A 12,893-nucleotide genomic window follows, 5' to 3' on the forward strand; every position below is an offset into this window, starting at 1 on the left:
GGTTTTTTCATGTAATGTATTATCAATGATCATTAAAACAATACATATTGCGATTTATGACGCTTTCAGAACGACGCAGAGATAATCTAAATCAGTGGTTTGAATATTTAATGCAAACGCAGTTTCAAACCGGAAAAGCCATTTGTGAGCATTATGGTTTGAGTGTGGCTGAAGTTTCTCAAATGTTAAATAGCCACCGACCGATTTCACAAAAAACAGCACGCTTGCTTGAGCAGCAATTGCAGTTGGCTGAGGGGGCTTTAGATTTAGAGGAAATGCTTCAATACTGCACTCAGCAGGTACAAGTATCGCAACCTTTACATCATATAAGCATTGGTCAAAAAATTGAGCATTATGCAATGGCGAGTGTGCAAGCGCAGGTTTTCGCTTTGGAAATAAGCTCGGATGTACTCAGCGCAAATGTAGACTTACATGGGAAAAGTTCTAAGGATTTATATCAGATCGGTATTACGGGCTCGGATTATGCCCCCATGTTAAATGCAGGCTGGACGGTGCTGTGTAATCGGGCTTTAGACGCGCAGGCACAGGATTGGGTCTGTGTAAAATTGGTCAATGAGTTATGTTTATTTTTACAGTTTGTACGAACGACCACGACAGAGCATTATTTTCAAAGTTTAGACCAGAAAAAAGCGGTGAGTTTTGCCTGTGCTGATGTGCGACATATCGATCCAATCGTTATGATTTATACACGTTCTGATTGAAATTGGCATAGTAATATTGGCCATTTTTAGGGCTGTAAAATATTTGATAGGATTGCAATAACGCAATAAAAAACCCATCCGAAGATGGGCTTTTTATGTGGTTAGCTCAATTAGTGAGGAATTTCTTCTTCATCAAATTCAGGTTTAACTTGTACGATAAAGTCTTGACGGTTGAGACCACGCCATAAAGCGAAAGCCGTACCAATGTAAATAGATGAGTAAGTACCCACAAATACACCAACAAACATCGCAACAGAGAACCATTTAAGGCCATCACCACCCAAGAACATCATGGCTAAAACAACCAATAATAATGTCATTGAGGTATGAACTGTACGACGTAAAGTTTCAGTTAAGGCAATGTTGATGATCTCAACAGGCTCAGCACCGCGAATCTTACGGAAGTTTTCACGGATACGGTCTGATACCACGATGTTATCGTTAAGAGAGAAACCGATAATGGCCAAAATTGCCGCCAATACTGTTAAGTCGAATGGCCACTGCATGAGGGCAAAAATACCCAGTGTCACGATAATATCGTGAAACAAAGAGAGCACTGCGCCCATTGCAAGTTTGAATTCGAAACGAATCGTGACGTAAACCAGCATTAACAACAGAGCAAGTGCAACAGCACCACCCGAACGTAGATAAAGCTCGTTACCAACTTGGCCACCCACGACATCTACTTTATGCACTTCAGCTTTGTTACCAGGTAACTGTGCTGCTGCTGTAATCTCTTTGGTTAAATCAGCTGCTTCTGCATGTTCTTGTACAGGCATACGGACCATAAGGTCACGGTTTGAGCCTAATGTCTGTACTACAGAGTCTTTGAAGCCAGCCTGAGCAAGTGCAGCTGTTACATCCGTAGCTTGCACAGGCTTGCTATAGTTGAGTTCCGCAGATACACCACCCGTAAAGTCTAAACCGAGGTTTAGACCTTTGGTCGTAATAAAGAAAACACTGGCAACGGTGAGCAGAATTGAAATGATGGCAGCAGGCACTGAAATCTTCATGAACGGAATTACACGTTCATTGTCTGGTCGGCCGTATTTTTTAGGATCCAATTGAGTATTGTCAGTCATGATCGATCTCCTAAATGCTCAGCTTGGTTAAGTTACGTTTTTTGCCATAAATGAGCTGTACGATTGCACGTGTTACTGTAATAGCAGTAAACATTGAGCAAACAATACCAATCATCAGTGTTACGGCGAAACCTTTAATTGGGCCCGTACCGATGGCAAAAAGAATAAATGCAACCAAGAATGTGGTGAGGTTCGAGTCGAAAATGGTGTTATAGGCACGATCATAGCCGGCCATAATGGCCTGCTTGGGTGAGGCACCCCATTTCATTTCTTCTCGTATTCGCTCACAGATCAACACGTTGGCATCGACGGCCATACCAATGGTAATGACAATACCTGCAATACCTGGGAGGGTGAGGGAAGCACCAATCCATGACATAACTGTCAAGATCATCGCTAAGTTCACCACCAAGGCGAAATTGGCAATTAAACCAAATAGACGGAAGAAGACCACCATCCAAATGGCAACAAGCAAGAAGCCGATTTGTGTAGATAGCACGCCTTTATCAATGTTTTCTTGACCAAGACTTGGACCAATAACACGTTCTTCAACAAAGTACATTGGTGCAGCCAAAGCACCAGCACGTAGCATTAATGCAAGCTCTGCTGCTTCTTGTGGTGATGCTAAACCTGTAATACGGAATTGTGAGCCTAATACCGCTTGAATCGTTGCAGCATTAATCACAACAGATTCAGTATATGGTGTACGAACTTCTGTTTGAACACCTGTAGCAGGATCTGTTACATAGCTAATTTTTTGTTTATTTTCAATAAACAGAACCGCCATACGTTTACCAACGGCAGCGCGTGTTGCCTCAGACATGAGCTTACCGCCCGCAGTATCTAAGGTAATGTTTACTTCAGCACCACCAGTGTCTTGGCTAAAGCCTGAAGAGGCATTTTGTACACGTTCACCCGTAAGAATACGGTTACGGTTCAGTAGTAATTGACGACCACTATCTAAAGACTCATAAGCAAATGCTTCTGTGCCTGGTGGAACTGAGCCTTTTGCTTGACCCGTATACGGATCAATGTATTGATCATTTTGATCAGAGACTAAACGGAACTCGAGGTTTGCAGTACGACCTAAAACACGTTTAGCTTCTGCAGTATCTTGTACGCCTGGTAATTCAACCACAATACGGTTGCTACCTTGGGTTTGCACCAATGCTTCGGCCACACCTAACTCGTTAATACGATTACGGAGTGTGGTTAAGTTTTGGTTTACTGCATAAGATTGAATTTCTTGCTTACGCACATCGGTATACGTCAAACGCAAAGTTGAGCCATTATCAGTGGCAATCGCTTGTTGTGTATATTCGTTACCGTTACGGCGTAGAAAATCCATCACAGCTGAACGGTCGTCATTGTTTGCAAATTGCAAAGTAAGCGAATTATTGTTCAGAGTCAGACTATTGAATTTTAATTTATTGTCACGCAATTGACGGCGCAAATCTGCAGCTGATGTTTCCATACGCTGAGAGATGGCTTTGTTCATGTCAACTTCAAGCAGGAAGTGAACACCGCCACGTAAGTCCAGACCTAACTTCATTGGCTTAGCACCAATTTTTTGTAGCCATTCTGGTGTTGTCGGTGCCAAGTTAAGTGCGACAACATAGTCATCACCTAAACCACGGCGTAGAGCGTCTTTTGCTTTTAATTGTGCTTCACTTGAATCTACACGTAAGAGTGCAGCATTGTTGGTGAAACTATTGTCATGCGATGCAATATTGTCACTTTTTAATATTTGCTCTGCTTTTTGCACGATGCTCTGGTCAATCTGAGTACCGGCTTTGGCACCCGAAATTTGAACGGCAGGTTCATCTGGATACAAACTTGGCAGGGCATATAATGTACTGATCACGAGAACAACGATGATCAGCAGATATTTCCATGCTGGGTAACGCATCTGTTTTCTTCTTAAAATGAAAAAAGCCGTGCAAATGCACGACTGTTTTTTTGATTAAAGGTTGTTTAAAGTGCCTTCAGGTAGAACTGAAATCACGCTTGCACGTTGGATTTTCACTTCGACACCGCGACTCAATTCAACCACTGCAAAATCACCTTCAATTTTAACGATTTTGCCCATGAGGCCACCAGCAAAAACAACTTCACTGCCTAGACCTAAGCTATCAACTAGTGCACGGTGCTCTTTCGCACGTTTAGACTGAGGACGCCAGATCAAGAAGTAAAAAATAGCAACAAACACAGCGATCATGAGCAAGTTTGCCATCATGCTTGGTTGTTGTGCTGCTTCACCAGCTGCGTGAGCGGTAGAAATAAAAAGGCTCATTTGTATTTCCTAAAACGAATAAAATTGTATATCAATTACATGACAATAAATTGGCTTGTTCTGCAATTTACCTTGTCTTTTTCATTAGCGCAAATGCTGAAGGATTAATCTTCAGGACAAGGCGGTACTTCTAGGCCACGGCGGGCATAAAAGTCTTGCACAAATTCATCAAATGTACCGTTGTCGAGTGCGTCGCGCATCATTTCAGTTAAACGCAGGTAATAGCGTAAGTTATGAATGGTGCCGAGCATTGAACCCAACATTTCACCGCATTTCTCTAAATGGAATAAATACGAGCGAGTGAAGTTGGTACATGTGTAGCAATCGCAATGTGGGTCAAGTGGACCTTGGTCATGGCGATATTGGCTGTTACGAATACGCACCAAACCATCGGTCACAAAATAATGACCATTACGTGCATTTCGAGTTGGCATTACGCAGTCGAACATATCGACACCACGACGTACAGCTTCCACAATATCTTCAGGCTTACCCACACCCATCAGGTAACGTGGTTTGTCTGCTGGCATTTTCTCAGGAAGATAATCCAATACTTTGATCATTTCTTCTTTAGGTTCACCCACTGAAAGACCGCCAATCGCATAGCCGTCAAAATCAATGTCGAGTAAACCTTTTAAAGATTCATCACGTAGGTCTTCATACATACCGCCTTGGATAATACCAAATAGGGCATTACGGTTTTTGAGGACTTCGTGATGTTGCGTTTTACAGCGTTTCGCCCAGCGAAGTGAAAGCTGCAAAGATTTTTGCGCTTCTTCATGTGTTGCTGGATATGGCGTGCATTCATCAAAAATCATCACAATGTCAGAGTTCAACGTATGTTGAATGTCCATTGAGATTTCTGGTGATAAAAATACTTTAGATCCGTCAATTGGAGAACGGAAGGTTACGCCGTCTTCTTTAATCTTACGCATTGCGCCAAGGCTAAAGACTTGGAAGCCACCTGAGTCAGTTAAAATAGGTTTATCCCATTTCATAAACTGATGTAAGCCACCATGTTGCTTAATCACTTCTAAGCCAGGGCGTAAATATAAATGGAAGGTATTACCCAAAATAACTTGTGACTTAATTTCTTTAATATCACGTGGTAACACGCCTTTAACTGTACCGTAAGTACCTACAGGCATGAACATTGGCGTTTCAACGACGCCATGTTCTAGGGTTAAGCGACCACGACGGGCACGGCCCGACTGCGCTAATTTTTCAAACTTCATAGGTGTTCCAAATCAAGGCGAAAAAACAGTTCGCTGATTGTTAATGCTAAAACGCGCTATTTTCCTTGATTCTGCAACTAAACACCAGCTTTGCATCGTGTAGTCGATGTAATTTTCTTAGAGTGAATCTGCTGGATGTTGAGCAAAGTTTGACAAATGATAAAACTGGCTCAGGCGTGCCAAAATCTCTTTTTTGGGCATTTCACAGCTCCCGCGTTCACCAGATGGCATAGCGGCAATGGTTTGCACCAACTTCTGTATATAAATATTGGTGTCGATGAAGTGAGGCTCAAGCGTCAGCATGTAGGCCGCTTGTGCAACTTGTAGATAGTCATAAGGTTCAACTTCGACCAGCTGTGCAATATCAATCAGCATGTCTTTATCGGCTTGGGTGAGCTTAAAACGCTTATTATTGGGCTGATCAACTTTCTTTTTAGGTTCTTTGATTTTGAGAAAATTCAGTAACAAACGGTTTTCAGGATTGAGATAGCGTGCAGATTGCAATTCAATTTCGGGCTGCGTTGGAATACTGATAAAAAATAAAATTTGATCGATGTCTAAGCCGTAAGAATCAACTAAAGCTTCTTTGGCTTGTTTAAAGGCATTGAGTAGGATGTCGAGATTATTGCTTGCATCAGGTTGTGGGTTGTCCAATAGGGGATTACCGAAACTATGCTGCGAGTTGAAATAATCCGCTAAAATAAATTTAAATTTGGTTAGTCCTGAGTCGACAGCAGGACTAGAGCGATAACGCCACTTTGGAACATTCCATTGATCACTTGGTGATAAATATTGCTTACTGTCTTCGTCTTCTGAAAACATACTGCGCTTGGTGGATACAGCTAAATAGTCGATTGATAAATATTTGTTGAATACCAAGGTGCAGGCGTAAATTTCGTCTTCATAATAATAATCATAGAGTTGATAAAACTCTTGAATGAGTGCCGTTTTTAAAATATCAATATGTTCTATCATGAGGTTTATATTCTTTTTTTAGAGGGTATTCCAAGGAATACCGTTTTATTTTAGAAATTAGGTTTGTAGTCGAAGCTTTGTGTTGCTTGAGCATCGCGAAAAGGACGAATCGCTTTTTTGCTCAATGTCATTGTGTTAACAATGTTGTTTGGGAAAATTTGAATGTGATTATTAAACAGCTCGACATTACGGTTAAAAATACTAATGGCTGCCCCCACATTTTCATTTTGCTCTTCAATTTCATTCATCATTTTAAGATAAATTTCATTTGCTTTTAATTCTGGGTAATTTTCTACCACAACATTTAAGCTGTGCATTAATTCTTTATTTAAAGACTCAATGCGTTGCAATTGCGAAACATCGGTATTTTTTAAATTAAGATTTAGAATGTTTTGTCTTAGCTCGGTGACTTTTTCTAAAGTTCCTTTTTCAAAACTTGAGTATTGCTCAACCAACGTTTGTAAGCCATCTAAGATTTTAATTTTTTGGCGTTCATAGGTTGCTACATCTGCCCAAGCACGCACCGTTGCATTGTGATGACGCACAATGTTATTGCGAATCGCAATACAGGCAATCACCACAGCGACGATTAAAAGCAGAAAAATCAGTAAACCCATCGACTTAAGCCCCCATAAGTCCTTTACTTTAAAAAAAGTAATAAATCACGTTGTAAGTTTTCTAATTCTATTAATTTAAATGTTCTTAGGTGTCCACGCAATGCTGAAATGTCCTGAATCACATTTGTTTTACTACTAATTTTAAATAAATCATGTGGACCAATATAGCACAGCATTTTACTTTCTGGATGAAAAAGCAAATCACCTTCTCGGTTTTTAAAAAAATCAGCTAAGCGAAGTACAAATGCGGGGGTCATTAATTTAGCAGTTTCCATTTCATCACTGCCATAGAATTTAAGGCGTTGATTGATTTGGATATCACTACTGTGCCAAGGGTAGCTATAAGGATAATAAAATTTTTTATTTGAGGTGCTGACAGCAAGTCCTTGGGTGTTGATGTCAAAAACAAATACGCCCCATAGATCTTTATGAATTTCTTTAACTTGATGCTCATCGCCATTTTTATCGCGTACCCTAATTTCATTAACATAATGGTACTGAAATAGCATGACTTGATGTGCTTGATCATTTTCGTCTTGCCAAACTGTGCTGGCATAACGAGTGATTTTATTGGAAACACTACCTTGTTCAAATACAGGGAAAAGCTGTTTTAAATGCGCAATAAAATGTATGGAATTAAATGGAACACTAATATGGTGAGGTTGGCGATCGAAAGCCAATTGATATTTTTTAGCAATACTTTGTTGTTCTAAAAAATCGATGACTTCCTCAATCGGATCATCTTGTTCATAGCTAAAATAGGCCCATGCCATAATCACTAAGCCGAGAATGAAGCTCAGTTGTGCCCAGATATTGGCAGGTGTAATCCATACTGGCAGTAAAAAAATGAGCCCGATACAGCCTTGAAACCAGGCTAAGACATTTTCAAATTTTAGGTTAATTGGGGCATTCCATGGATGCAAGCCATCGAGGAGGGCTTGATGATCATGGGCACTACGCCCCAACTCCCAAAGCCGAGCGATATTCCGAAAAACGACGTCGTTTTTTTTACGACGAATATGAAAGGAGTGTTTAACAGAATCGATCGGCATAGCTGCTCTTTTTATTTTAGGTTGATGTTGTCAATCAGCATGGCATCGCCATAGCTAAAGAAACGATACTTGCTTGCTACAGCGTGGTTATAGGCATTAAGAATATTGTCGCGGTTAGACAATGCTGATACCAACATGAGTAGGGTAGATTCAGGTAAATGGAAGTTGGTGATAAGTCGGTCAACTACTTTGAACTCGTAGCCTGGATAGATAAAGATTTGTGTATCACCTGTCCAGCCTTTGAGCTCGCCACCATTGGCTTGAGCTGCACTTTCTGTTGCGCGAGTTGCAGTTGTACCTACAGCAATCACTTTATTACCACGGGCTTTGGTTTCGCGTATTAAAGCCATTGATTCATCAGATACGTCACACCATTCGCTATGCATAATATGATTTTCAATATCTGTTGTACGTACTGGTAAGAATGTACCTGCGCCCACGTGCAAAGTCACAAATGTTGTTTGTACGCCTTTGGCTTTGAGTTTGGCTAACAGTGCTTCATCAAAGTGTAAGCTCGCCGTTGGAGCGGCAACAGACGCAAGTTTAGTTGGGTCGTTAAATACAGTTTGGTAGCGTTCGGTATCAATGGCTTCTGCTTCACGGTTAAAGTAAGGCGGAATTGGCAATGCGCCGTATAAATCTAATACTTGTAAAATAGGTTGTGAAAACTCAACTACAAATAGATTCTCATGGCGACCTTTAACAGTCACTTTTACTTCATCTGGGCCAATAAAAAGTTCAGCACCTTCTTTTGGGGTGTTGCTGGCTTTAATATGACAGTGAGCAGTTTGTGGATCTAAAATACGTTCAACCAATACTTCAATTGCGCCACCTGTTGCACGTTTACCTTTTAAGCGTGCTTTCATCACTTTGGTGTCATTTAAAACCAATAAGTCGCCTTCATTGAGTAGGTCGAGAATGTCGGTAAAGCAATGGTCATGATATTGCCCCGTGGTGTCGAGGTGTAAAAGGCGTGAAGCGGTACGATTTTCTAATGGATAGCGAGCGATAAGCTCATCTGGGAGATCAAAACTGAAATCTGAAAGTTGCATGGTTTGTGCTTAAAACAATAGGGGATTGAATAAGAGCTATTATATGCTTTTTTGGATTTTAGCGCTGATTTTGCTTAATTTTAAGACGAAAAAATCATCATTGGGTTAAAAATAATCAATTGTGTCTTTGTGGTGTTGACAGTGTTTGAAAACAGCGTATTATAGCCTTCATTCCCGAGGTGGTGAAATTGGTAGACGCGGTGGATTCAAAATCCACTATCAGAGATGATGTGTCGGTTCGAGTCCGACCCCCGGGACCAAGATTCAAAAAACCCCAAGACTTAAAGTCTTGGGGTTTTTTATTGGCTGTATGAAAATTAAAAAAGATGCTGTTGTGCATTTAAATGAAAAAAGAAATCATATTGAATGTATCGGGTTTAAAATAATGACAAAGGCCTGTCATTCATTGTTGAAAAAGGATCCTAAAATGCTTTGGTTGGTTGCAAAATATGCCATGACAGCAGCAGTCATCGTGTTGATTTCAGAGGTGGCAAAGCGTAGCGATCGTATGGGAGGGTTGATAGCAGCACTTCCGATGATCACCATTCTTGTGCTCATTTGGATGCAATTGGAACATCAAGATCCACAGAAAATTTCAAATCATGCATGGTATACCTTTTGGTATGTGGTGCCGACCTTGCCAATGTTTTTACTCTTTCCGATGCTATATGTTCGCTGTGGTTTTTGGCTGACTTTGGGAATTTGTTGTCTGGTGACGATAGTATTATTTTTCTTGTGGTCACTGGTATTGCAACGCTTTGGCATACATTTAATGTGATAAAAATGAGTAGGCCAATAAAAAACCAGCGCCGAAGCGCTGGTTTTTTACATCACTAACGTAGGTTAGTTCAGCATCAACTTATTGAGCAGCAGCAAGTGCAGCATTTAAAGTTGAGCTTGGACGCATTACGTCATTTACTTTTGTTGTATCAATTGCGTAGTAACCGCCGATATCAACAGATTTGCCTTGAACTTCTGCAAGCTCAGCAACAATCTTGTCTTCATTTTCAGCAAGTGCTTGTGCAAGTGGAGCAAATTTCGCTTTAAGTGCAGCATCTTCGTCTTGAGCAGCAAGTGCTTCAGCCCAGAATTTTGCAAGGTAGAAATGGCTACCACGGTTATCAAGCTCACCAGTACGACGTGATGGAGACTTGTCGTTGTCTAGAAGTTTGCCAGTTGCTTGGTCTAAAGTCTTCGCAAGAAGTTTCGCTTGAGCGTTGTCTTCTTTAATGCCCATTTCTTCTAAAGAAACAGCCAATGCTAAGAATTCACCTAAAGAATCCCAACGTAAGTGGTTTTCTTCAACAAGCTGTTGTACGTGTTTAGGCGCAGAACCACCCGCACCAGTTTCGTACATACCACCGCCTGCCATTAATGGCACGATAGACAACATCTTCGCAGATGTACCTAATTCCATAATAGGGAACAAGTCAGTGAGGTAGTCACGTAGGATGTTACCAGTTACAGAAATTGTATCTAGACCACGAGCAACACGTTCAAGTGTGTAGCGCATTGCACGTACTTGAGACATGATTTGGATGTCTAGGCCATCAGTGTCATGGTCAAGTAAGTAAGTTTGAACTTTCTTGATCAATTCGTTTTCGTGTGGACGGTACGGGTCAAGCCAGAAGATCGCAGGCATGCCTGAGTTACGTGCACGTGTTACAGCAAGTTTTACCCAGTCACGGATTGGAGCGTCTTTTACCTGACACATACGCCAGATATCGCCTTCTTCCACGTTTTGAGACATCAACACTTCGCCAGTTTCGATATCCGTGATGTTTGCAACACCAGCAGCAGAAACTTCAAACGTTTTGTCATGTGAACCGTATTCTTCAGCTTTTTGAGCCATTAAACCTACGTTAGGCACAGTACCCATAGTACGTGGGTCAAAGTTACCGTTCCACTTACAGAAATTGATCATTTCTTGGTAGATACGTGCGAATGTAGATTCAGGCATTACTGCTTTACAGTCGTAAGGTTTGCCGTCAGCACCCCACATTTTACCGCCACCACGGATCATTGCAGGCATAGAAGCATCTACAATTACGTCGTTAGGTGAATGGAAGTTTGTGATGCCTTTAGCAGAGTCAACCATTGCAAGCGCAGGGCGGTGCTCTTGGCAAGCATGAAGGTCAGCAATGATTTCTTCACGTACAGAAGTCGGAAGAGTTTCGATTTTTTCGTAAAGACCAGCCATACCATTGTTGATGTTAATACCTAGTTCATCAAACAATTTGCCGTGTTTTTCGAAAGCTTCTTTGTAGTAAATCTTAACACAGTGACCAAATACGATTGGGTGTGACACTTTCATCATTGTCGCTTTCACGTGCAATGAGAACAAGATGCCAGCTTCGCGACAGTCTTCAAGTTCTTTTTCGTAGAAATCGCAAAGCGCTTTCTTGCTCATGAACATAGAGTCGATGATTTCGCCGTCTTGAAGTGCAACTTTTTGCTTAAGAACAATCGTTTCGCCAGTCTTAGTGATGAGCTCCATTTTCACATTGCGCGCACGGTCAAGTGTCATAGATTTTTCACCGTGGTAGAAGTCGCCTTCATCCATGTGAGAAACGTGAGTTTGTGACCATTGCTTCCACTCGCTCATAGAGTGCGGGTGTTTTTTCGCATAGTTTTTAACAGCAGCAGGTGCACGACGGTCAGAGTTACCCTCACGTAGTACTGGGTTTACAGCAGAACCTAAACATTTGCTGTAACGTGCTTTAATTTCTTTCTCTTCTTCAGTCGCTGGGTTTTCCGGGTAGTTCGGAATAGCGTAGCCTTTAGATTGAAGCTCTTTAATACAAGCTGTCAATTGGCCTACAGACGCACTGATGTTTGGTAGCTTGATAATGTTTGTGTCTGGATCTTGAGTAAGACGGCCAAGCTCTGCTAGGTTATTTGGAACCTTTTGCTCTTCGCTTAAGAAGTCAGAAAATTCTGCAAGCACACGTGATGCTACAGAGATATCGCGTTTAACGATTTCAACGCCGGCAGGCTTAGTAAAGGTCTCAATGATCGGTAGCAGTGAGTATGTCGCCAATAATGGCGCCTCGTCGGTCAGTGTGTAAATGATAGTTGACTTTCCACCAGCCATATATAGCCCCTTGCTTGAGATTGTGTTTTTGAGGGCCGAGCTTATGACTTAGCCCCTTCGAACCGATTTGCTTAAATAAAACTATGAAAGTATCGGTGCTCATCGCATTTCAGTCAACGATAGATACAGTGATGACGTCATTTCGCTGAAAAATAATACAGAAAAATGACTATTTTTCGCACAAATATTTTGTGAGAAATTGAAATTGAATTAAACAATCCAATAAAAGGCAAGATTTGAAAAGCGTTTGGGACAAGAACGCCTAAATTTAGATATACCACTATTTATATAGAATGGCTATTGACCCTAGCGCCAAATTAAAAAAAACTTCAGCCAGTTTGGCTATCGTGTTAAATCATGCTCACTGAAATGGATTTAAAACCTCAAACAGAAATAGGTCTTCGCGCTGAGTTGCAAATAAAAAAACTGCGGGCATGCAATTGTTCGATTTCATTCCGTTGCATTGGGGGGAACTTGTTCTTTCCTTCTATTCACAAAAGGAATGTATTGTTTTAGGTGTTAGATTTAGAGGAAGTTGGGGAAGGTTGTTAGTCAATAGTGGTTAGCGCGGTTTTGAATAGCTAAAATTGTAAACAATTGCAAAAAAAGTGTGATTTTAAGTGATACAGATTGATCGATATTTTGATGAGAGTTTTACTTTTTATCTGCTTGTGAAATGAATATATTAGATGAAATGTAAAGTACCCACTATAGGTAAAAAATTGTGATTTAAATAACAAAATACAAAAACTAAATGTAATCAATCTGTAA

Annotated in this window: 11 protein-coding genes and 1 tRNA gene; 3 read left to right on the forward strand and 9 right to left on the reverse strand. The window is 40.9% G+C overall.

Annotated elements, in window-relative coordinates:
* Window positions 1–110 precede the first annotated feature (110 nt).
* Window positions 111–722 (forward strand): hypothetical protein, encoded by a 612-nt coding sequence (locus tag DYI81_RS07620; protein ID WP_106984618.1) that lies wholly within the window; start codon window positions 111–113, stop codon window positions 720–722.
* A 110-nt stretch (window positions 723–832) separates the two neighbouring features.
* Here DYI81_RS07620 and secF read toward each other — a convergent pair whose 3' ends face one another.
* From secF to queA, 8 genes are all read right to left on the reverse strand, one after another.
* Entirely contained in the window at window positions 833–1,807 is a 975-nt protein-coding gene (gene secF, locus DYI81_RS07625; RefSeq protein ID WP_171356329.1) for a protein translocase subunit SecF, read from the reverse strand.
* Between the two features lie 7 nt (window positions 1,808–1,814).
* Window positions 1,815–3,713, reverse strand: coding sequence for a protein translocase subunit SecD (gene secD / locus DYI81_RS07630; RefSeq protein ID WP_106984620.1), 1,899 nt, complete (start codon window positions 3,711–3,713; stop codon window positions 1,815–1,817).
* Window positions 3,714–3,767: 54 nt separating this feature from the next.
* Window positions 3,768–4,097: a preprotein translocase subunit YajC gene (yajC, locus tag DYI81_RS07635; RefSeq protein WP_106984621.1), complete on the reverse strand. Its 330-nt coding sequence runs from the start codon at window positions 4,095–4,097 to the stop codon at window positions 3,768–3,770.
* A 104-nt stretch (window positions 4,098–4,201) separates the two neighbouring features.
* A complete protein-coding gene (gene tgt, locus DYI81_RS07640) occupies window positions 4,202–5,332 on the reverse strand; it encodes a tRNA guanosine(34) transglycosylase Tgt (RefSeq protein WP_117007195.1) in 1,131 nt (376 codons plus the stop codon).
* 117 nt (window positions 5,333–5,449) lie between these two features.
* Window positions 5,450–6,307: a DUF4303 domain-containing protein gene (locus DYI81_RS07645; RefSeq protein WP_117007196.1), complete on the reverse strand. Its 858-nt coding sequence runs from the start codon at window positions 6,305–6,307 to the stop codon at window positions 5,450–5,452.
* A gap of 50 nt (window positions 6,308–6,357) precedes the next feature.
* Entirely contained in the window at window positions 6,358–6,924 is a 567-nt protein-coding gene (locus tag DYI81_RS07650; RefSeq protein ID WP_106984624.1) for a LemA family protein, read from the reverse strand.
* Between the two features lie 23 nt (window positions 6,925–6,947).
* Window positions 6,948–7,976: a hypothetical protein gene (locus tag DYI81_RS07655; RefSeq protein ID WP_106984625.1), complete on the reverse strand. Its 1,029-nt coding sequence runs from the start codon at window positions 7,974–7,976 to the stop codon at window positions 6,948–6,950.
* Window positions 7,977–7,987: 11 nt separating this feature from the next.
* A complete protein-coding gene (gene queA / locus DYI81_RS07660) occupies window positions 7,988–9,028 on the reverse strand; it encodes a tRNA preQ1(34) S-adenosylmethionine ribosyltransferase-isomerase QueA (protein WP_106984626.1) in 1,041 nt (346 codons plus the stop codon).
* Window positions 9,029–9,201: 173 nt separating this feature from the next.
* Between queA and DYI81_RS07665 the strand changes: the two genes are divergently transcribed.
* Window positions 9,202–9,288, forward strand: a tRNA-Leu gene (locus tag DYI81_RS07665).
* Window positions 9,289–9,338: 50 nt separating this feature from the next.
* Window positions 9,339–9,806 carry a DUF3147 family protein gene (locus DYI81_RS07670; RefSeq protein WP_240627373.1) on the forward strand — a complete coding sequence of 156 codons (468 nt, stop codon included), beginning with the start codon at window positions 9,339–9,341 and terminating at the stop codon, window positions 9,804–9,806.
* An 81-nt stretch (window positions 9,807–9,887) separates the two neighbouring features.
* Here DYI81_RS07670 and DYI81_RS07675 read toward each other — a convergent pair whose 3' ends face one another.
* On the reverse strand, window positions 9,888–12,122 hold the full coding sequence (locus DYI81_RS07675; protein WP_106984627.1) for an NADP-dependent isocitrate dehydrogenase: 2,235 nt from the start codon (window positions 12,120–12,122) through the stop codon (window positions 9,888–9,890).
* Between the last annotated feature and the right edge of the window lie 771 nt (window positions 12,123–12,893).

This window comes from Acinetobacter sp. SWAC5 (genome assembly GCF_003419885.1).
GTDB classification, from domain to species: Bacteria; Pseudomonadota; Gammaproteobacteria; order Pseudomonadales; family Moraxellaceae; genus Acinetobacter; species Acinetobacter cumulans.